Source organism: Parabacteroides goldsteinii (assembly GCF_020091425.1).
In the GTDB taxonomy this organism is placed as follows: domain Bacteria; phylum Bacteroidota; class Bacteroidia; order Bacteroidales; family Tannerellaceae; genus Parabacteroides; species Parabacteroides goldsteinii.
This window is the reverse complement of record NZ_CP081906.1, coordinates 4,929,383-4,952,039: the sequence shown is the minus strand read 5'-3', so window position 1 is coordinate 4,952,039 and position 22,657 is coordinate 4,929,383. Positions and strand designations below refer to the sequence as shown.

11 protein-coding genes are annotated in these 22,657 nt (G+C 41.0%); 9 read left to right on the top strand and 2 right to left on the bottom strand.

The window, feature by feature from the left end; genetic code table 11:
• Nucleotides 1-108 precede the first annotated feature (108 nt).
• The gene (locus K6V26_RS20780; protein WP_009860776.1) at nucleotides 109-1,548 is read left to right on the top strand and encodes an MFS transporter; all 1,440 of its coding nucleotides are present in this window, start codon (nucleotides 109-111) and stop codon (nucleotides 1,546-1,548) included.
• A 9-nt stretch (nucleotides 1,549-1,557) separates the two neighbouring features.
• On the opposite strand, the gene K6V26_RS20775 is transcribed toward K6V26_RS20780, so the two are convergent.
• The gene (locus tag K6V26_RS20775) at nucleotides 1,558-2,703 is read right to left on the bottom strand and encodes a DUF6051 family protein (protein WP_224263725.1); all 1,146 of its coding nucleotides are present in this window, start codon (nucleotides 2,701-2,703) and stop codon (nucleotides 1,558-1,560) included.
• Nucleotides 2,704-2,882: 179 nt separating this feature from the next.
• Here K6V26_RS20775 and K6V26_RS20770 point away from each other — a divergent pair, with 179 nt between their 5' ends.
• The 7 genes from K6V26_RS20770 (at nucleotide 2,883) to K6V26_RS20740 (ending at nucleotide 18,593) form a co-directional block, all read left to right on the top strand.
• Nucleotides 2,883-3,725 (top strand): LytR/AlgR family response regulator transcription factor, encoded by an 843-nt coding sequence (locus tag K6V26_RS20770; protein WP_009860778.1) that lies wholly within the window; start codon nucleotides 2,883-2,885, stop codon nucleotides 3,723-3,725.
• A 177-nt stretch (nucleotides 3,726-3,902) separates the two neighbouring features.
• On the top strand, nucleotides 3,903-6,260 hold the full coding sequence (locus K6V26_RS20765) for an ABC transporter permease (protein ID WP_224263723.1): 2,358 nt from the start codon (nucleotides 3,903-3,905) through the stop codon (nucleotides 6,258-6,260).
• Between the two features lie 269 nt (nucleotides 6,261-6,529).
• Nucleotides 6,530-10,453 carry a hybrid sensor histidine kinase/response regulator transcription factor gene (locus tag K6V26_RS20760; protein ID WP_224263722.1) on the top strand — a complete coding sequence of 1,308 codons (3,924 nt, stop codon included), beginning with the start codon at nucleotides 6,530-6,532 and terminating at the stop codon, nucleotides 10,451-10,453.
• Nucleotides 10,454-10,604: 151 nt separating this feature from the next.
• Nucleotides 10,605-13,748 (top strand): SusC/RagA family TonB-linked outer membrane protein, encoded by a 3,144-nt coding sequence (locus K6V26_RS20755; protein ID WP_224263721.1) that lies wholly within the window; start codon nucleotides 10,605-10,607, stop codon nucleotides 13,746-13,748.
• A gap of 12 nt (nucleotides 13,749-13,760) precedes the next feature.
• Nucleotides 13,761-15,494 (top strand): RagB/SusD family nutrient uptake outer membrane protein, encoded by a 1,734-nt coding sequence (locus K6V26_RS20750; RefSeq protein ID WP_046145669.1) that lies wholly within the window; start codon nucleotides 13,761-13,763, stop codon nucleotides 15,492-15,494.
• A 34-nt stretch (nucleotides 15,495-15,528) separates the two neighbouring features.
• On the top strand, nucleotides 15,529-17,349 hold the full coding sequence (locus K6V26_RS20745; RefSeq protein ID WP_224263720.1) for a heparinase II/III domain-containing protein: 1,821 nt from the start codon (nucleotides 15,529-15,531) through the stop codon (nucleotides 17,347-17,349).
• Between the two features lie 32 nt (nucleotides 17,350-17,381).
• Nucleotides 17,382-18,593: a glycoside hydrolase family 88 protein gene (locus K6V26_RS20740; protein ID WP_010801400.1), complete on the top strand. Its 1,212-nt coding sequence runs from the start codon at nucleotides 17,382-17,384 to the stop codon at nucleotides 18,591-18,593.
• Nucleotides 18,594-18,667: 74 nt separating this feature from the next.
• On the opposite strand, the gene K6V26_RS20735 is transcribed toward K6V26_RS20740, so the two are convergent.
• On the bottom strand, nucleotides 18,668-20,722 hold the full coding sequence (locus K6V26_RS20735; RefSeq protein WP_224263719.1) for an alpha-L-fucosidase: 2,055 nt from the start codon (nucleotides 20,720-20,722) through the stop codon (nucleotides 18,668-18,670).
• Between the two features lie 287 nt (nucleotides 20,723-21,009).
• Between K6V26_RS20735 and K6V26_RS20730 the strand changes: the two genes are divergently transcribed.
• Entirely contained in the window at nucleotides 21,010-22,377 is a 1,368-nt protein-coding gene (locus K6V26_RS20730) for a Gfo/Idh/MocA family protein (RefSeq protein WP_224263718.1), read from the top strand.
• Nucleotides 22,378-22,657: the final 280 nt, after the last annotated feature.

The following is a 22,657-nucleotide window of genomic DNA, read 5'->3' as shown; positions in this document are numbered from 1 at the left end:
GTAACTTTCCGAATTAATGTAAATAATCGTGTATTCGCACACACGTTATGCTTTGTATTTAAAAAAATTGATATATATTTGCCGCAAATCATGAAAAACTATTAAGAAATGAGCGCATTAGGGAATGTCAATCAACAAATGACACGGTACAGATGGGTAATCTGTGCGATGTTGTTTTTCGCAACAACGGTAAACTATCTAGACCGTCAGGTACTTTCACTTCTACAGCCGATGCTGGAAGAAGAATTTCACTGGACAGACAACGATTATGGAACAATCACTGCCATTTTCTCTTTGTTTTATGCAATTTCCATGTTATTTGCCGGAAGGTTTATCGACTGGATGGGAACCAGGAAAGGATATGCCTGGTCAATTGCTGTCTGGTCTGCAGGGGCGGCACTTCATGCATTGTGTGGTGTATTAACAGAAAAATGGGTCGGATTACCAGATGCAGATGCGTTACGGGCTGTAGCTGCAGGAACAGACCTTGCGGCTACGATCAGTATGGTAAGTGTTACGTTCTTTATTATAGCACGTTGTGTGCTGGCTCTTGGTGAGGCTGGAAACTTCCCAGCTGCTATTAAAGCGACAGCAGAGTATTTCCCGAAAAAAGACCGTGCTTTTGCAACGGGTATTTTTAACTCTGGTGCTAATGTTGGGGCTATTGTGGCTCCATTGACTGTTCCTCTGATGGCTGAACTATGGGGGTGGGAAATGGCTTTTATTATTGTCGGTCTGATCGGTTTTATCTGGATGGGAATATGGTTATTTATCTATAAACCAATCGCAGATAACCCAAAGGTAAATGATGCGGAACGTGCTTATATTCAGCAGGATGATGCTGAATTGACTCCGGATGAAATTGAGCCTGAAAATGAATCGAAGCTTTCTTTCATTGAATGTCTGGGTTTTAAACAGACTTGGGCGTTTGCTTTTGGTAAGTTTATGACGGATGGCGTATGGTGGTTCTTCCTCTTCTGGACTCCGGCTTATCTGAAGATACAATATAATATGGAGGGAACCCAGATCGCATGGCCAATTGCTATACTTTATTCTATTACGGTGATCGGTTCCGTGTTTGGTGGTAAATTTCCGACTTATTTCATCAATCGGGGGATGAATCCGTATGCAGGACGTATGCGAGCGATGTTGATCATTGCATTCTTCCCATTGGTCGTTTTATTCGCGCAGCCATTGGGATATATCAGCTATTGGGTGCCTATCCTGCTGATCTCTGTCGGTGCTTCTGCTCATCAGGCTTGGAGTGCAAATATATTCTCTACAGTAGGTGATATGTTCCCCAAAAGTGCAATCGCTACGATTACCGGTATTGGCGGTATGGCAGGCGGTATCGGTTCGTTCTTTATTCAGAAGGGGGCCGGCATGCTATTTACATATAGTGGCGATACCAACATGCAGTTTATGGGTTTCGAAGGCAAACCGGCCGGTTATGCTATTGTCTTTATCTTTTGCGCTGTCGCTTACCTGATCGGCTGGATCGTGATGAAGATGCTGGTTCCTAAATACAAGGTGATCACATTAAACTAGTAGGGACTTTTACAAGAATGCAGCTGCCTGGCTGAATATATTATTGAAAGCCTGGTTTACAAGTGTCTGGTCGGTTTTTGACCGGAACGGGAACGGAATCTGATGGGAATACTGGAACGGAAAATCTATTTCTTCCAGTATCTTGTCAGAGGCTTTACCCAGCGCTTTGATCACTCCGTTGGTCGGCATGACAATGTCTTTCTTCAGTGAGATAGCTTTGATGCGGTTGCAGGCTTTCTGGAAAAAGGACTCACGGTATTCTTGTAAGACATCAGGGCGAATCATGGCTTTGAACGCCTGTTCCAGAAAATCATTCTTAAAGGAAGTAGGCAGCGAACGTTCTTCCAGAAAATCGTGGCGGTAAAATCGTTGCAGGCTGTTGAATGCATCCTGGTCCATAATATCCCGTGCGTTTCCGTTCATCTGGCTGAAAATGGAACCGCCGCAGAACATGAACAGGCGGGTGTCGCTGAACATCTTTTCCGGATTACTCAACAACAAGACCTGTGATAACAAGGCCCCGATCGAATAAGCAAACAGGTTGATGGAAGTATCTTCTTTAAATAAGGGATGTTTTCCGCTCTTTATCTCATGTACCAATTGCCATAAGTTATAGACTGATTCGCGGCCGGACGCATAGAAACGCAACGGATTTCCTGACAGACGGCTGCTTAATGTGACATTGGCAAAGGTCGAGTTTTCCAGGTTGTCTATTTCCTGTTTCCTCCTGTTCACCCAAGGTAAAACCATCCGTGGATTGCACCAGCTACCCGGTGTGCGGTTCATATGGAATGCGATAGGGAAAAGGATGACCGGCTTTCCGGTTGAACCGGCCAGATATTCGGCCCAGGTCAGGTATTTTTCCCAGGTACGTTCGTTCAGTCCGTGCAACAGGATGATGGCTTTGTCGCGTTTCTCCTTTCCCGAAGGGGCGAAGATTGTATAATTGAATGTTTTGTTTTCCTGAATATGGTCGTCTGTGACGGAACAAAATTCAGTGGTGGCAAGTCCTTTCTGGAATTCGTTAATTTCGCTGGCACCTATCGTTTGTGTAAAGCGAAAGGGAATTATTTCCAGACGGCTCTCTTCCAGATGCGCCTTTTTATCGTACGAGAAAAGGCTGTTCAGTTGTTGTGTGCGAAGTGAGATATCCATAACAATCGATTTTTTGATGCAAACAAACATTATTAAAACAATCCTTGCAAATAAATGGTTCCGATGAACTCCTACTGGGATATAAACCGGAATGGCGGGGTGAAATTTTTATATGCGGGGTGAATGTTTCGGGATTTACTAGTACATTTGTTTCCAAATAAGAGGCAAAAGATATGGGAATGCTCGGTCATAAAATACCCGGTTATATTTATGAAAAGTCGAACATCGTTCGCCTGATCTTGCTGACAGCATTTTTCGCTTTGGTATTTATCAATATATATAAGCCGTTCAGTTCGTCGAACTGGTATCGGGTTTCAGAGTTTAAGTTTTTTGTTTTTTCCAGTCTGATTATTCTTACCGGTGTGCTGGTGGTGGTGATCAGCCGGATTGTGATGTATTATTGGGGCAGGAAACATGCCATTTCCGTAGGTGCATATTCGGTGTGGATTATTCTGGAGATATTTTTCATGTCTTTGTTTTATACGATCTACACTTTGGTACTGAATCCGGAGCGGGAGTATTTAAGCGTTTTCAAAGAATCGGCTATCAACACAAGCCTGGTTCTGTTGTTGCCCTATTCGGTCTTACATTTCTATTTTTCCTATCAGGAGAAAGAACGGCAGTTGAGGTTGCTGGAAGAGGATCGGGCAGAGGCGGCAAATAAACTATCGGTTTTCTCTTTTTATGACGAAAAGCATGAATTGCGGTTGTCGGTGAAACGGACGAATCTTTTGTATATAGAATCGGCGGATAATTATGTGTGTATCTGGTATCTCAATAAGGGAGTACTGACTAAGTTCATGCTGCGTAACTCTTTGAAATCCATAGAAGAGAGTCTGGACGAAACGAATGTGCTGCGTTGCCATCGTTCATATATGGTTAATTTCGACCAGGTAAAGGTGATACGCCGTGAAAAAGACGGCATTTATCTGGAACTGGGAGTCGAGAAAGTCCCGGATATCCCAATATCAAAAACATATAGTGAAAAAGTGACACATTGGTTTATGACATATTCGTCGTAAATTATAGGGATAAAGTCTGGTCTCAGTATTGTGTAACGTTTGTGCGGATAAGAACAATATTCGTGCGAAAACACACAGGTTTACTATTGCATGAATAGTCTTATCTGTCAGTAGAACAGCGTGTTATAATAATGGCACGTCTTTTGTTTTCTTCAATGAAACAAATGACATTGTATTATGGTAAAGCACTATTTAAAAATGGCTATCCGGCAAATATTAAAAAACAAGGTTCAATACTTGCTCTCCATTGTCGGTATCGCCATCGGACTATTATGTTTCAGCATGACATCTTATTATATAAGGAGATTTAACAGTCAGTTTACGGTTTGGAGCAATAACGACAGGATGGCTAATCTTTATGTGAAGTCGGAAAAAAATAAGTATAACGAACCATATATTCCGGGAAAAGAATTGCAGGCACTGATGAGTAACCCGGTGGCAGGAATGGAAAAAATAGCCTATTCTTACAGTTATGATAAAGCAAATATTACTATTAGTAATGCGGGACAGGAGGAAATACCTTTTCAATGTAGTTTCCAGAATATCACGGAAGATTTTCCTGTCATCTTCGGCATGCAAACCCTTGAAGGGAAAATGCCTGTATGGATACCGGGAGAGGTCTGGATCAGTGAATCATCTGCCCGAAGGATATTCGGGGAGGATAACCCTATAGGCAAAACGCTCTACTTCAGCCAGGCTGATACTGATACTTCGGCTGTTCAATACTCTACTATAAGTGCTGTTGTCCGAGATTTGCCGGATGGATCGCGGGAGAAGAACGATTTTTATTTTCCCGAAATATCGGTGATTAATCCGGATCGGAAATATTCGAACGTGGTTGTATTGCTGGAAAAGGGTGTATCAAGTACTGAAATAAACCAACGGTTGCGAAAACAACTACCTGTCTTTGGTAAGAATAATGATAATTATCTGGCTGTAATGACTTTTAAAGAAGAAATGTACAAACCGGATAATCTCGGAGCAACGCTTTTCATCCCTTTAATCGGTGCTTTGATATTGATAGCGGCTATGATTAATTTCCTGAAGTTCTGTATCCAGTCGTTCTACAACAGGACTAAAGAGTTAAGTCTTCGTAAAAATCTGGGGTCTGGTTCAGTTGGTTTATTCTGCCTTCTTTTCAGTGAGATTGCTATTCTTTTTCTTTTGTCGGCTTTGGTGAGTTTTGTCATGATAGAATGGTTTATTCCTGTTTTTTATCAATATCTGGCAAGTAAAGAGGTGATAAATGAAAATATGCTTATTCATCTTCCTACTTTGATTTGGCAGGAGTTGGAGTATTTATGTCTTTTGTTCATCATTTGTCTGTTAATTGCCGCATGGGCTGTTTTCCGTATTAAACATATTTCCCTGATCGAAGGGGTGAAAGGAGGCAAACGCCAGAAACATGGTGTACGCAACTTTATGTTGGGGGTACAGTTGTTCATTTGTTTTCTTTTCATTTCAGGTGCGATCGGAATAGGATATATTCATCAGCTTGTGGATGGAAAGAGGAATAACACACTGACAGAGGAGGAATGTACCCGTATCTGGAAAGTGGAATTGTGGGAACCGCAATTACAGGGACATGAAGAAGAAATAGTTTCCCGCATCCGGACACTTGCAGGTGTAGAGGATATTGTACTGGACAGAATAAGTAGTTATCCTGATTATAAAACAAAACGAGAGGAGACTATACACGGAATAGAATATGCTGTAAGCAGTAATTATTCTGACTTTATGAATCTGAAAATAGAAGGAAGAATGCCACGCTCTTCCAATGAAATAGTCGTTTCACGTTCACTTATCTGGGAGTTGGAAAAGGAAGGAGAAACGAACCCTTCGTCTGTACAGTTGGGTGACCGTACTTTCCAGATCACGGGTATATATGAACAGTTGCCTTTTGAACCATTATATACCCGTGAACAAATAAGCAGGGCGAACCAATATCATCGTTTCACATTTTTGTCCGTGCCAGAAAAAGCCGATTACAGGACTGCTTATATTAAATGTATGCCCGGTCAGGAGCAAGATGTGCGGAAAGGTATCCTGAACATTGTCCGCAGCAAGTTGCCGGAATCTATCCCTTTCCTGTTGACAACCAAGCAGGAAGAACGTTTCCGGTATATCGGAGGTGAGAAGATGATGAGCGAATTGTTTATGTTGCTTTCTGTCATCAGTTTGATTATAACAGTTTTAGGTATCTATTCTGCTATTACGCTGGATACATACAGCCGGCAAAAAGAAGTTGCCATACGCAAAATTAATGGAGCTGGTCCGCGAGTGATAGCTCTTTTATTTGGGAAGTTGTACATTCGCCTGTTAGTTATTGCGGCCATCTCGTCATTGACGATTGTTTATTTATTCCTGCGTATGCTGATTAGCAAAAAAGTCGTTATTTCTGCTGAATGGCTGAATAATCCAGTTCTGTGGCTAAGTATAATATTCTTAACAACAACAATCGTGTTTATTACCGTAGCATATCGCATCTGGCTGATTTCACGGTTGAACCCGGCGGAAGTTATTAAATCAGAGTAAAGATTAACAATAAGTTTTCTCTTATAAGCGGAAGAGGATCCGCTGGAAATAGTGTAGTGTTTTTTGTCGAATGAAAGACTGAGCAATTGATATTGCAGTGAATAAAATATCTCTATCTTTGTATAATTCATAATGTAATTGTGAATAAGCGGGGATACAAGAAGACTCTTTTATTTAGTTTCGTAAATAAGATGAAAAAGCTACTGATATTGTTGTGTTTTTTATTCATTCACCAAGTTATTTATCCGGTTTATTTTAAGCATCTTGGTATGAGTGACGGATTATCGCAGGTCTCTGTTATGTCTATTTATCAGGACCAACTGGGACGGATGTGGTTCGGTACGCGTGAAGGGCTCAGTGTGTATGACGGAGAACGAATGCGGGTATACAAGGGATGGGAGAATCCGGACCAGGAGAATTCTATAAATGTTTTGTTAGGACATGAATGTGATCATCTGGTCGGCAACCGGCAGGGAGATATTTTTTTCAGAACATGTGATTCTTTGGTGAGGTATGATATCCGGGAAGAAAAGTTCCATGTGATTGGGAAATATAAGGCAAAAACGGTCACATCCTCAAATGGTGATATATGGACGGGGTATGATGGCATGATTTGCCGTTATGATGAAAAAGGGGATAGTTTATTGCTTTATACAGAGGAAGATATACCGGATATTTCCAGTTTGCTGGTCTCTGGAAATAAAATTTGGGTTGGAACGTATGAAGGATTATATGTGATTGAAAAAGGAGAAAAAGCACGTTGTCTGGTTGACGGACCGGAATTTTACCGTTTATTTGAAAGTTCTTCAGGTGAAGTATGGGCTGGTTGCCGTACCGGAGGACTGTATAGGATAATGCCGGATGAGAAGGTTGTCTGGTATTCGGATTCTAATGCGGAACCTTACCATATAGAAAGCAATCAGATACGGAGTTTTGCAGAGGATAGATTTGGGAACATCTGGTTCGGAACCTTTTTAGGATTACATAAATATAATCCGTATACTGATAAATTTACTGTGTACCGACAAGACCATCTACCGGGTAGTCTGTCTCATTCTTCCGTATTTTCTGTTTATATAGATACGCAGGCAACAATATGGGTAGGAACCTATTATGGAGGTGCGAACTATTTTAATCCGGAGAAGGAAATTTTTGCTCATTATACGGATAATCCTTTTCGGAAAGAATGTTTGAATTATTCTTTTGTCGGCCATTTGGCTGAGGATAAGAATGGTAATATCTGGATATGTACCGAAGGAGGCGGGTTGAACTTTATGGACCGTAAAACGCGTACATTCAAATATTTTACTGCGGGACCTTCTAATTCGGTCTTACAGAATAATCTGAAATGTATTGCGTATGACGAAAAACGGGATCAGTTATATATTGGTACGCACCATGGAGGACTGACTCGGTTTGATATAAAAACCGGTATTTTTCATAATTATTTGGATGATTATGAGAAAGAAGATGTGAAACCGGATGGTATTATCTTTCACACGATGATTCATAATGATAAGTTATATGTGAGTGCAATGAACGGGACTTTTGTTATGGATCTTGATACGGGTGAGTTTAAATGGCTATGTAGAAATGCACAGAATTTTACGATTGATAAGGAAGATAATATATGGATTATGATCGGAACTTCCCTTATCAGGATTAAACTGGCTGATCCTGATAATCAGAAAAAATATTTTCTGCCTCAATACGGTATCCGATTTGAACCTAAACGGATTATTACGACCAATAACGGCGATATTTATTTCGTAGTTTTGGGAGGAGGTTTATACCGGTATGATAAGCCGTCCGACTCCTTTATCCATTACTCACAGGGAAGCGGGCATTTGTTAAGTAATTACTGTTATAATGTTGCGGAAACAAATTCGGGAGAATTACTGGTTACCAGTGATAAGGGTATTACTTTTCTGAATCCTTCCAATGAGAATACCCGGTTTGTGACATTGGGAACGAATTTGCCTATCACTTCAATTGCGGATGGATGTGGTATTTTGGTTTGCAGAAATAATGAACTGTTTGTCGGAGGAAATGACGGCCTTGCCTCTTTCTTCCGGGAAGATCTGGATCAAAAAGAAAAGAATTATTCTTTATATTTCTCGGAACTGTATATCCATAATAAAAGAATATATCCGGGGGCTGTTTCGGGTGGGATCTTGAAAGAGTCTTTTCCTTTTAATAAGTCGATTCACCTGAATAATAAACAAAACAATCTGATCATAAATTTTGCAACTACTAATTATATTGATATTCAGAAGAATAATGAATATCAATATAAACTGGTCGGTTTTGATGAAGATTGGGTATCCTCTTTTTCCTCCAGTATTTATTATACGAATCTGGATCCCGGGAAATATAAACTGTTGGTCCGTGAAAAGATTTTACCGCAGCACTTGATGAACCGACGTGAAATTTCTCTGAACATCTTGATTGCACAACCTTGGTATAATACGGTCTGGGCATGGATTCTGTATACTCTGACTACCATTATAATTGTTTATTTGACAATTCGCACGATAAATGCCAGGAGAAGATTAGCCCTTTCTCTTGAGAAAGAAAGAGAAGAGAAAGAGCGGAATGAAGAACTTAATCAGGCCAAACTACGTTTTTTTACTAACATCAGCCATGAGTTCCGCACTCCGCTGACGCTTATTGTCAGTCAGGTGGATATGTTGCTTCAGAGTTCATCACTTCCTCCAACTTTATATAATAGGATTGTTAAGATTAGTAAGAATGCTACTCGCATGAGGAATATGATTTCCGAATTGTTGGAATTTAGGAAACTTGAGCAGAATTATGTTTCGTTGCGCGTCTGTGAACAAAATCTGGTTCCTTTTTTGAAGGATATTTATCTTTCGTATTGTGAATTGGCTGCCCAACGAACGATTTCCTTTAATCTTCATCATGAAGAAGATGATGTTCTGTTGTGGTTTGATTCCAATCAACTGCAAAAGGTCTTTTATAATCTTTTGTCCAATGCTTTCAAATATACTAAACCGGGAGGTGTGGTTGATTTGTATATTTCTCCGGATGAGAATAATGTTCATATAAAAGTGATCGATACGGGTATCGGACTATCGTCTGGTGATGTGTCACGTATTTTTGACCGTTTTTATCAGGCGGAAAATGGGAAACAACTGTCTGAGGCCAATCCGGGAACCGGACTAGGGCTGGCATTGAGTAAGAACATTGTCAACCTTCATCATGGGGAGATTACGGTACAAAGCCAGTTGGGATATGGCACAATTTTTACGATCACCTTATTAAAAGGTAAAGTCCATTTTGAGAATGATGGAAATACCATTCTTCTGGAAGTTCCGGAAGAGCCTATGATCAAACGGGGATCGTTGCCGGATTCCGTTTTACCGGAAGAATATAAAGAGATGGACACAACTTTTCCGGATCTGAAGGTCGGTTCTTATAAGATACTGATAGTGGAAGATAATGAGGAGTTGCTACAAATATTAAATACTTTGTTTACTCCTTTTTATCAGGTGATATTAGCTGGAAATGGAGAAGAAGGTTTACGAAAGACTATTGAGGAAAAACCGGATTTGGTGGTCAGTGATGTTATGATGCCTTTGATGAGTGGCATGGAAATGTGTATGAAAATTAAGAATAATATTGATCTTTGCCATATTCCTGTCGTTTTATTGACAGCCCTTGATTCCGTTGAGTATAATATTGAAGGTTTCCAGCAGGGAGCGGATGATTATGTGAGTAAGCCTTTCCATGCAAGAGTTTTACTGATGCGTTGTAATAATTTAATTCGTAATCGTTTATTGTTGAAATCCAGATTGACTCAGCAAGGTGATTTTGATGTACAGTTGCTGGCTTCTACTTCGCTGGACCAGAAATTACTGAATCGTATTGTAGAAATTATAGATGAACATATGGGTGACCAAGATTTCGATGTGAATATACTTGCCCGTGAATTGAATATGGGACGTAGTTCCTTTTTTGCAAAAATGAAAAATCTTACAGGTATGACGCCGAGTGAATTTATACAAAATCAGCGTATCAAACGTGCAGCGGTTCTGCTACAGGAACGGCCGGATATGTTGGTGAGTGAAATCTCGGATCAACTGGGATTTGTTTCTACCATATATTTCAGTCGTTGTTTTAAGACAAAATTCGGGGTTTCGCCGGCTCAATTTCGGAAAAAAGAGAAGTGAAATAGCTAATCATTTATAATCAAATAGTTAAATCTTCTATTTGGACTGTGTGTATATAAAAAACGGACGCTATGTATAGGTCTTTTTTTGTGTACCCGGCTATTTTTGCCTCAGAGTTTATCTGAATTTATTAATCTAAATCTACCTATTTATGACGAATGATTTGAACATTCCTTCTTTTAGGAAAACAATGTTTGCAGGAATGGCCACACTATTCTTGTCCGTGGGAATGGTCCAAGCCAATCCGGTTAGTGCCGGGGAAGGTATAACGGAAAAGTTGCTATTATCCCAACAAGCGAAAGTGACTGTTACGGGAACAGTAAAAGATGCACAGGGACCGGTAATCGGAGCAAATGTAGTAGAAAAAGGAACTACTAACGGAACGGTCACTGATATGGAAGGACGCTTTTCTTTGCAGGTGTCTCCTGGTGCAGTATTGACGGTTTCTTATATCGGTTATATAGAACAAAGTATACCGGTAAATGGAAAAAACTCTTTTATGATCCAATTAAAAGAAGATTCACAAGCCTTGGATGAAGTTGTGGTTGTGGGATATGGAACACAGAAAAAAGTGAATATGACAGGAGCTGTATCATCTGTTGATATGAGTAAGATGGTAGATAGTCGTCCTATTACTTCATTGTCAGCAGGGCTTTCGGGTATGGCTGCCGGTGTATCTGTGACACAAGGTAGTGGAGGACGGCCTGGCAATGATGGAGCAACTATACGGGTACGCGGACAAGGTACTTTGAATAATTCTGATCCATTAGTTGTTATTGATGGGGTTCCGGGAAGTATGAACGATATTAATCCGCAGGATGTGGAAAGTATTTCTGTGCTGAAAGATGCTGCTTCGTCTGCAATTTATGGTTCACGTGCTGCTAATGGTGTTATCCTGATCACAACCCGTAAAGGTAAAACAGGCGGTTCCAGAATTTCTTATAACGGTTATGTAACTATGCAACAGGTTGCTCATCGTATGGACCTTGTGACCAACTATGCAGATTATATGGAATTGTTTAATGAAGGAGAAAGAAACAGTAATCTGCCGGCACCGTTCAGTCAGGAAAAAATAGACGAGTGGCGTGCTGCCGGGAATAGTGATCCTGTAAAATATCCGAATTCGGATTGGCAGGATGCTGCATTCAAAACAGGATGGTTGCAAAATCATACCATATCCATTACCGGAGGTTCTGATAAAATTCATTATTTCATATCTGGAAATTATCTGAAGAATCCGGGAATTATGGAAAATTCCGGTTATGACCGTTATAGTGCCCGTGTGAACCTGGATGCAGAAGTTAAAGAATGGTTTACGATTGGAGTTAATGCCTATGGTTATCGTGGAAAAGAAGATTTGGGATTGATCCAGACGGAAGGTACAGGCAGTTTATTTTATACACATTTGCAGGCGACGACTCCCGGGATGTGTTTCCAGGCACCAGACGGGCGGTATGGTGGTGTCAATAATCCGGAAGATGATGCCCAGTCTGGTACCAATAATATATTGCGTAAGTTAAACAGTACAAAGGGAAATCGGACAACAAATAAAATGGTATCGCGTTTTTATGCACAGATCAGACCTTTTAAAGGATTGACTATAGAAGGATCTTATACATATGATTTTCAAAATAGATACCGTTATGAACAGCCCGTGTTCCATGATATATGGAATTTGTATAGTAATACTGTCCAGACTGCCGGAACAGGAAAGACAAAAGTGACCAATCATGATGAAAAATGGGTACGGAATCATATGGATGGAATTATTCGTTATGAAACAGATATAGACCGATTAAATATTCAGGCGACAGTCGGAGGTAGCCAGGAAGCGTATCGTTATAATTGGTTCCAGGCCAGTAAGGAAGATTTGATCGCTCCGGAAATGACGGAATTGAATGCCGCAACGGCCAATGCTACAGCGACAGGAAACTATTCTAACTGGGCTATGCATTCTTTCTTTGGAAGAGTAAACCTGAACTGGGATGAGAAATATTTGTTTGAAGCCAATCTTCGTATGGATAATTCTTCCCGGTTTGCTGCAGGAAAAAACAGAAGAGGTTTCTTCCCTTCTTTTTCTGCCGGTTGGCGTATGAGTGAAGAAGGATTTATGAAAGATATAGATCTTGTCAACCAGTTTAAAATACGTGCTTCTTATGGCTCATTGGGAAACAATTCGGTAGGTGATTATGATTATCAGATGTTTTATTCTGCCTCAAATTATACATTGAATAATTCCGTACAGATTGGGATGGCGCAAAGGGCCTTGTCTAATGCCGGTTTGACATGGGAGACGACCTATTTAACAAATGTGGGAATTGATTTCGGTGTTTCGAAATTGAGTGGTAATGTTGATTTCTTCGTAAAAAATACCAAGGGAATCCTGATTGATTTACCTGCTCCGTTAGTGCATGGGAATGCAACTGTTCCTAAATCAAATGCTGCCCAGGTCCGTAACAGAGGTCTTGAATTGAATCTGACGTGGACTGACCGTATCGGGCAAGTAGATTACTTTGTGGGAGGGAATGTATCATACGTAAAAAACAAAGTAACTAAATTTAAAGGTGATGAACCGTCTATTAGTGGGGCTAATATGATATTGGAAGGACAACCAATCAATATTCAGTATGTTCTTTCCGTAGATCGTATTATTCAGACAGAAGAGGATCTGGCATTGGTCCGGGCCATGGAAGAGAAAAATCCGGATGCTTTTTCCCAGTATAAAAAACCGGAAATGGGCGATTTCCTTTATAAAGATATTGATGGTGACGGGTGTATTACGGATAAAGACCGTATCATGGTTGGTAATGGAACTAATCCAACTGTCACTTTTGGTTTCAATTTCGGTGCAAGTTGGAAAGGATTGGACTTCTCATGTATTCTTCAGGGGGCAACAGGACTGAAAGAGTACTGGAGTGGTCAGGATGGAGCTAGCTTTTGGCCTTTAGTTCGCCGGGGTAATCAGATTAATAAGACAATTGCTGACGGACGCTGGTATTCGGGGCGAACAGATGCTACTTACCCGCGTTTGTTGGATTACAGTGATGGACGTAACAGTGTAGCCAGCGACTTTTGGGTCCAGAACAGATCCTATGTAAGGGTAAAAAATATACAATTAGGATATACTATCCCGAAGCAGCTTTCCCAGAGACTATTGCTGGATAACCTTCGCTTCTATGTCAGTATAGATAACGCATTGACATTTACGGGATATAAAGGGCTTGACCCGGAAATATCAGGTACTAAGTATCCAACAATGAGATTAACAACATTTGGACTGAATCTTACCTTTTAAATATTTTGAACCATGAAAAAAATACTGATATATATTTCTATTTTATTGACATCTGCCACATTCAACGGATGTTATGATCTTAATACTTATCCCGGTGATAAAGTAAGTGAGAACCTTTTCTACCAAACGGAAGAACATGCAAAACAAGGATTGATGGGAATTTATGGCATGTTGCGGGATAATCACGCTTACGGTTACCAGTTTTTATTCGATCATCTGGCTGATATTGCTTATGGATATGACTATTATATGATGTATCTGGGTACTTATTCTGATCGTTCAGCAGAAATTCAATCCAAATGGCAAACAATGTATGATGGGATTCAGAGAGCTAACAGCTACCTTCGGGTCATACCCACTATGGATGTTCTTACCGAGGAACAAAAAAATGAGTATATGGCTGAAGCCAGATTCCTGCGGGGAATGTTTTATTTTACTCTGTTGGACTTATACGGCGGTGTTCCTTACTATGATGAAACGACGAATCTGAATGTGGAATACGTTGGCTTGAAGAAACCCAGAAGCTCCGCGGAAGAGATCCGTGCACATATCATCAGTGACTTGAATGAGGCTGTCGCTTATCTTCCGGTCAGGCATAATGATTCTGATTATGGTCGTGCGACGAAAGGGGCAGCCTATGCCTTGCGTGGAAAAGTCTATCTTTATAATAAAGAATGGCAGAATGCTATTGCGGATTTTGAAGAGATTGTCAATAACAAGTCTAACAACTATGGATATGGCCTTGACGCTGATTATGCTCATATATTTAAACTTTATAATGGAGATAAGAGTTCAGAGATGATCTTTTCCGTACAGAATAAAAGTGGTGTCGGAACAGAGTATGGTATGGCTATGCAAGCATTGATGGGAACACGCAGTGCGTTTGGTAGTTGTTGGAACAATACTGTTCCTTCCACTCAATTGGCAGATATGTATGAACTCAAAGATGGCCGCCCTTTCAGCTGGAATGATGTTTTTCCCGGATACAATGAAGCAACTCCGGATCAGCGTAAAGAATTGTTTAGTGTAGAGATGGATGCGTCAGGGGCTGTTATTGGATTGCGAGATGTAGATACAGCACAAATATTGAATGTATATAAAAGCAGGGATCCTCGTATGATGGCTACTTTGATTGTCCCTTATTCTATTTATAAAGGTTGTATAGGAAAGACGACCCCACGGGATATGTTGTTTGCAATGGACCACAATGTGCAAGGGAATGAAAATCAGGGAACCATACGGAACAATAAAGGCTGGATCTCTTATTTGTATCGTAAATTTGTAGTTGAATATGATCTTGGCGGAGCTATCAGTGACCGTTTACACACTCCTTTTGAGTTTCCTCTGATTCGTTATGCGGATGTATTGCTGATGTTGGCAGAGGCCTATAATGAAAATAACCAACTGGATAAAGCTGTTGCCGAATTCAATAAGGTAAGAGCCAGAGTGGATATGCCCGGATTAAACTCTGGTCCAGCATGGATGCTTGTTACATCCAAAGAGCAGATGGCTGAACGTATACGAAAAGAACGTGCTGTTGAGTTTGCGGGAGAAGGATTACGTTTCAGTGATTTGCGCCGTTGGGGATGGGAAATAGCAAGCAAGGCTATGAGTGAGGTAGATGCAATCAATATTTATGGTGAATTTATCTATACTCATAAGTTCTCCGAACGGGATATGCTTTGGCCTATACCTGGTGTAGAGATAGAGCGCAACGAAGCGTTGAAGCAGAATCCGGGATGGTAAATCCGTTCAAAATGTAATTTCAATGTATCAATTTATGAGATTTATTAGTTTAGTGAGCTTATCATTCTTTTTGTTTTCTTCGGTGGTAAACTGTAAAGATGCATCGGCCCTTTTTCCTGAAAGGGTGTTGCAGCAGCATCCCAGGTTGCTGTTTAGTAAGCAGGAAGAACAAAGAGTTCAGGCTTTAGCGGGTAGAGAACCTTTATTGGACAGCCTACGTGCCGGTTTGATGAAGGAAGCGGAACGATTATTGGTTGTTCCATTACAGGAGGATCCGCGCACGAAGGTTAAACAGACGAAAGATATATTGCCGGTCAGTCGTGAACAGGTATACCGAATGGTCAACCTGTCCCTGGCTTACCGGCTCAGTGGAGATAAACGGTTTGCTGAGAAGGCAGAAAAGGAATTGGTGCATGTCTGTAATTATCAGGATTGGGATCCTGCTCATTATCTAGATGTTGCAGAAATGACGACTGCGGTTGCTATCGGATACGACTGGTTATATGATGTGCTGTCTCCTGTGACAAAACAATTGATTGTCAGTTCCATTAAAACGAAGGCTTTGGATCTTGTTGTCGAAGAGTATAAAACCGGTAACAGTGATTCTTGGGCCAAACGTGAGACGAACTGGAATGTGGTTTGTAATACAGGGATGGTATTAGGGGCTTTAGCCATTGAGGAGTATTATCCTGAACTTACTCAACATATTATCGGTGAAGCTGTAAAGTATGTTCCTAATTGTCTGAAACATCTGGCACCGGATGGAGTTTGTTATGAAGGACCTGCCTATTGGGGATATACCAATATGTATCTTTCGCTCTTATTAAAGGCCTTGAATGATAATCTCGGACAGGATTTCGGACTTTCTGAAATGCAGGGTGTGGATAAAAGTGTTTTGTATTATATGCATAGCACAAGTCCTTCCGGTAAGATATTCAATTTTGCTAATTCCGGAAGTACGGCGCCGGCAGCAGAACCTATTTATTTCTATTTCAGTAAAGCATTCAATCAGCCGGAAGCAGCAGCGTTTTATAGGAAGGTCCTTTCGGAAACAGTACAAAGCGGGAATTATTTCAGATTTTATTTTTTGTCTATTCCCTGGTATGATACAGCCTTTTCTGCTTCAAAAACCTTGCCGAAGTTAAACGTCTACAAAGGAATAAACGATATTGTTGTATTTAATGGAGACAGGAATGTATCCAACAGTATTTATCTGATCGCTAAAACCGGCGATCCGGATATGGCACATCAACAGTTGGATATCGGAACTTTCATTGTAGAAACAAACGGGATAAGGTGGACTGACGATCTGGGAACGGATAATTACAGTTTGCCCGGATTCTGGGATTATAAGCCGGATGGCCGGAGGTGGACTTATTTTAGGAATTCCAATTTTAGTCATAATACTCTGTCGATCGATAATCAATTGCAAAATTCAGCTGGGATGGGAGAGATCAAAGATTGTGACGATAAAGCTGTCCGCCCTTTTGTAACAATGGATATGAGTACGGCTTATCAGGAACAGAGCCACTTTGTTTACCGGACTTTCTGTTTGTTGGATGATACCCGGATAATGATTACGGACAGCGTAGGGTTAAAAAATGCGGAGCAATCGGTTCAATGGTCTGTGATTACTTCTGCCGATGTTGAATGTAATGGAAATACGGCAATTTTACGAAAAGATGGTAAATCATTCTTTTTGAAGATTGAATCGCCGGTTAACGCTTCGTTTACAACAAAAAGGGCAAAAAGAGAGACGGAAAATGAAAAACCTATAGAAGGTTATACGGTTTTATCGGTTTCGGTTTCAGATAGCACCATCCAGGTAATCAAAGTCTTATTATCAGGAGATTAGAGATGTAATTAGATCAAAAATAAATATATAATATGGTAAAAATGAAGTATTTAATGGGTATAGCTTTCTGTGCTGCGTTGATTTCATGTAGTGAAGTGAAGAAGGAGTTTATTGAAGAAAATGTGGAGTTTGCCCATAAACAGATAGGTAATGAGATAAAACTTATTGAAGAAAGCGGTAAGTTTATGAATCCGACGACCTTGAATTCAGACGGCTCCGTTTATTACTGTAATCTGACCGACTGGCGAAGCGGTTTTTTCCCAGGTTCTATATGGTATTTGTATGAATTGACGGGAGATAAGACGTTGTTACCTATAGCTCGAAAGTATACAGAGGAGGTTAAGGATGCCAAAAACATTACATGGAATCATGACGTCGGTTTTATGATCTATTGCAGTTTCGGCAATGGATTACGTTTAACAGGAGATGAGGAGTATAAAAATGTGATTGTTGAGGCAGCCCGGTCTTTATCGACTCGTTTCCGGCCTGTGGCGGGTATCATTCAGTCCTGGAATGTTGACAGGGGATGGATTTCCGAACGTGGTTGGGAATGTCCTGTCATTATTGATAATATGATGAACCTTGAGTTATTATTTGCTGCAACAAAATTGTCCGGCGATTCGACATTCTATAAAATTGCTGTTTCCCATGTGGATCGTACCATGAAGGAACAGTATCGTCCGGATGGCAGCTGTTATCATGTGGTAGATTACAGTATGGAGAATGGTTCCGTTCGTTTCCGTCATACTGCACAGGGATATGCACATGAATCGGCATGGAGCCGTGGGCAAGCCTGGGGTATCTATGGTTTAACACTTTGTTATCGTGAAACGGGAGACCGAAAATATCTGGACCAGGCGTTAAAATCAATCCATTTTATGTTTACTCATAAAAATACTCCTGATGATTTTATTTTTTACTGGGATATGGATGCTCCTAACATACCAAATGACTATCGGGATGCTTCGGCTGCGGCTTGTATCGCTTCTGCCTTATATGAAATAACAACGATGGGAGTTTCTGAACCGCAGACATATAAGGCATATGCTGACCGTATTATGGAGAGTTTGGCTTCTCCGGCATATCGTGCGGAATTGGGAAAGAATGGGAATTTTCTATTAATGCATTGTGTAGGAAGTATACCTCATAATGGTGAAATAGATGTTCCACTCAATTATGCTGATTATTATTTCTTGGAGGCATTAAAACGGAAAAGGGATATAGAGAAGATGTATAATTCGTAACAGCACAAGACTCTTTTTGTATTGTATGGCACATAATCCTTTGTTCTAATTCAAAGATTATGTGCCTGTACAATTTATTCTGTAATTACCGAAAACTCACCGATCCCTGCCCGGGGCTGATTATCGACGATGCGGGTTGCAACAAACCGTATCTTGTTTCCTTTTATAGCCGGGAAACGGATTTCCTGTTCTATCGGATTATGTTTGATATTCGAGAATTCGCCTTCTGCAACTTTCTTGTTATTGACAAATAACTGGTAATTTGAAATATGTCCTCCGGCATCACGTCCCTGGTTGGGTACATAGCGGAAGCCGGCAATCGGCATATCATTTGCTAACTGTATTTCGATTTCCTGTTTCCCTTTCGGTAAATAGAATGTCGTATATCCGTTGCCGTCGAACATCGCTATTGTTTTTTCGTCTTTTGGATAAATGACAGTGTAGTTGGATGCCGGAATATCCAGCTCTTTTACGGAAACCGGACTGCTCTTGTCGAAAGTACGGTCGTACGAGATAGCCTTGATTGTTCCTTTTTGAGCAAAAGCAAAAGGTTCGGTATAACGGGGAGAATCTTTTGTCGGTACCGAGCCGTTAGTCGTATAATAGAGTTCCGAGTTTTTATCTTCTACCCGGATAGAAACAACATCTTTGCGGTCACGTCTGATTTCCGGTTCGGTTAATATGGCCGGTGCCAGGAAAGCCTCTACATTATTGATACATAGCGGGCCGCGTGCATCCAGGAAGTTGATGCGTATCTTGTCTGCATTGACAGTCTGGAAACGGACGATACGTTTGTAGCCGACAGTCGTCGTGGAATCGGCTGCTTCAACCGGTGTCCATTGCCCGTCTTTTTCTGTTTCGATGGTGAACGCTTTGACACGCTGTCCCAATGGGATATATTCCTGTATCATCAGGCGGTTTACATCCGTTGGTTTGCTGAAGGTGAAGGTAAGCGTAGCGTTTGTAACTCCGTCTTCCGTAGCCCAGTAAGAATCCCAATTGCCGTCATTCGTTTTGTCAGCCTTAAACTGGCCGCCGCGGGAATTGCTGGCTTTTACGGATGCACCCTTTAATAAATTGGTTTTTAAATCGTTCTGTATGGTTTGATACCATTCGACTGCACGGATAGAATCCGCCGGACTGATCTTTCCGTTTAATGCAACCGGGAAGTTTAGCAGGAAGTTTGCATTATGTCCGACACTGCGGTAATACAGATCGACTAAATGTGATAGTGATTTTACCTGATGGTCTTCACGTGCGTGATAGAACCAACCCGGACGAATGGAAACGTCGCATTCGCCACCCAGCCATTCTTCACCGTCTTCCAGTCCCCACTGGCTCTGACGATAATGTATGCCGTCTTTTTTAGTGAACATACTCCATTGAGTATCGCCTGCCCAGCCTTCTTCGTTGCCGATCCAGCGGATGGTCGGTTCGGTTCCTCCAAAAATCATGACGGAAGGATTATACTTTTTAATCGTGTCGACAGCCTGTTCATATTTATAATAGGTATTCGGGTCGATAGAACGCGTTTCATTTGCGCCGCCGTACCAGCCGTTGCCGCCGTTAGCTCCGTCAAACCAGTATTCGAACAACGGACCGTAATTGCAGACTAATTCATGTAATTGGGCATGGAACTTTTCTACATATCCCGGTTGTCCGTAATTCTCACTGTTACGGTCCCAGGGGGAGAGATAAATACCGAATTTCAATCCATGCTTGTGGCAGGCGTCGGAAAGCTCTTTTACCATATCACCTTTTCCGTCTTCCCAGGGAGAATTTTTAACGCTGTATTCTGTGGTTGCCGTTTGCCACAGGCAAAAACCGTCATGATGTTTGGCAGTGAGAATCACCCCTTTTAATCCGGCAGCCTGGATCGTACGAACCCATTGTTCGCAATCTAAATCTGTAGGATTGAAAGTGGAAGCAGGCGTGTTCCCGTATCCCCATTCCAGATCATTGAATGTGTTTAGACCGAAATGAACGAAGGCATATGTCTCCATTTTGTGCCATTCCACCTGCTCAGGCGTCGGAACAGGATAAACAGGATCAGGGGCGTTTACTTCTTTGCAGGAAATTAAAGTAGTAAGTCCTAATCCGAGGAGGAAAAGATAATTTGCGCTTTTCATCGTTTGATTATGTTATTGTTGATGCTTCAAAGGTACAAAAAATATAATTTGTATAAGGATATTCTGTCTGTTTTGCTATTTTTAGTTATTGTATTACAGAGCCGTGCTGGTTTTATAGGATACTTGCCGTATTTTATACAATATCATTTTGCTTATTGTCTAAAATACATCTAAAATTCATCTATGTCTCTAATAATGTGGTCTATAAAAAATCTTTTATGCTTGTTTTATTCCAGGTGAATTTATATATTTGGGCGTCTAATAACTATATTTTTATTATTAATACCATGAAAAGAAGAGATTTCTTAACAAACACAGCATTGCTGGGTGCCGGAATACCACTGGGTATGTCGTCGGCTGTAATGACTTCATGTACACAACAACAAAGTGCAGGAACGGCTGCGAAGAGTTATTCTCCGGAAGAATTGGGAATGTTCTCTTTCGTAGAGGTGGCACCTGATGGGAAACCCTTAAAAGCTGCTTTGGTGGGTTGCGGCGATCGTGGAACCGGGGCGGCTACACAATTCCTCAAATCAGGACCGAATGTGTCTATTATTGCTTTGGCTGATTTGTTCCCGGATAGAATGGCGACCTGCCGGAAAGTATTGTCTGAACAATTTAAAAATGAAGTTCCTGATGCCAATTGTTTCTTAGGCTTCGATGCTTATCAGAAGGTGTTGGCAATGAATGATATCGATGTAGTCCTGTTATGTACTCCTACACATTTCCGACCGGAGCAATTCAAGGCGGCGGTTGAGGCTGGTAAACATATTTTTATGGAAAAGCCTTGCGCTGTCGATCCGACCGGAATACGTACAGTGATTGCGGCAGCCAAAGTTGCAACATCTAAGGGGTTGACGGTTGTAACAGGTAATCAACGCCGTCATCGCAGAGATTATTGGGAGGCTTATGTGCAGGTAAAAAACGGATTGATTGGTGATGTCGTATCTTCTTCCGCTCATTGGGACCAGGGGGCATGGTGGAATAAGCGCAAACGTCCGGAATGGAGCGATATGGAATACTGTATTCGTAACTGGTTTAACATTAAATGGTTAAGTGGGGATCACCTGTTGGATCAGGCTATTCATAATATTGATGTGGTAACCTGGTTTATGGAAGACCGTCCTATCCGTGCTGTTGGTTTCGGTGGTCGTGCGCAGCGCCTGACCGGTGATATCTATGACTTTTTCAGTGTAGATTATTATTATAACAATAACAAACGCATGTTGGCGACTGCTCGTCAGATCGACGGTTGTGACGGAAATGTTTCCGAGCAGGTATATGGAACCAAGGGGATGGCCTCTCTGAATGACCGGGGTGAAATTAAAATTGTGGATTATAATGGAAACATTCTTTGGGAATATGATTATCAGAATAAACCTGTAAAGAATCCATATGATCAGGAACATGTGCATTTTGTTGAATCAATCCGTTTGGATAAGAAAATAAATCAGGCAGAAGCGCTGGCCTATTCTACTCAGGTTGCTATTCTGGGACGTGAGGCAGCTTACACCGGAAAGCCTATTTCCTGGGATGAGATCATGGCATCTACTCTTCGCTATGGTCCGGAGAAATATGAAATGGGAGCATTACCTGACTATAAAGAAGGAGAAGCGCCGAAACCGGGTAAAGCTCCGGATGCACCAGTGATGTAATTTCGTGTTTATATTAGTATTGAAGGCTCTGAATATTTTAGATGGTATTTAGAGCCTTTGTCTTTTTATAATATGGGGCACTAATTTTTCGTCTATACAAAAAAAATCGTTCGACAGCTGTTCTTTATTCATTCAACAATTATCGAATAAACATTCGACAGTTGTCGAACGAATAGAAAACATATATCGAACGAATAATTCTTTGAATCGGAAATTTAATTGTCTTGAGGAAGAAAGTTTTTTATCTGAGAAAGCCCTGGGAGCCTCCCTGTATTTTTTC

Excerpts from the sequence above, each read along its gene's own strand:
- K6V26_RS20735 (WP_224263719.1), bottom strand. The coding sequence starts at position 20,722 with ATGAAAAGCGCAAATTATCTTTTCCTCCTCGGATTAGGACTTACTACT.
- K6V26_RS20770 (WP_009860778.1), top strand. The coding sequence starts at position 2,883 with ATGCTCGGTCATAAAATACCCGGTTATATTTATGAAAAGTCGAACATC.
- K6V26_RS20765 (WP_224263723.1), top strand. The coding sequence starts at position 3,903 with ATGGTAAAGCACTATTTAAAAATGGCTATCCGGCAAATATTAAAAAAC.
- K6V26_RS20745 (WP_224263720.1), top strand. The coding sequence starts at position 15,529 with ATGAGATTTATTAGTTTAGTGAGCTTATCATTCTTTTTGTTTTCTTCG.
- K6V26_RS20755 (WP_224263721.1), top strand. The coding sequence starts at position 10,605 with ATGACGAATGATTTGAACATTCCTTCTTTTAGGAAAACAATGTTTGCA.
- K6V26_RS20740 (WP_010801400.1), top strand. The coding sequence starts at position 17,382 with ATGGTAAAAATGAAGTATTTAATGGGTATAGCTTTCTGTGCTGCGTTG.
- K6V26_RS20730 (WP_224263718.1), top strand. The coding sequence starts at position 21,010 with ATGAAAAGAAGAGATTTCTTAACAAACACAGCATTGCTGGGTGCCGGA.
- K6V26_RS20775 (WP_224263725.1), bottom strand. The coding sequence starts at position 2,703 with ATGGATATCTCACTTCGCACACAACAACTGAACAGCCTTTTCTCGTAC.
- K6V26_RS20750 (WP_046145669.1), top strand. The coding sequence starts at position 13,761 with ATGAAAAAAATACTGATATATATTTCTATTTTATTGACATCTGCCACA.
- K6V26_RS20780 (WP_009860776.1), top strand. The coding sequence starts at position 109 with ATGAGCGCATTAGGGAATGTCAATCAACAAATGACACGGTACAGATGG.
- K6V26_RS20760 (WP_224263722.1), top strand. The coding sequence starts at position 6,530 with ATGAGTGACGGATTATCGCAGGTCTCTGTTATGTCTATTTATCAGGAC.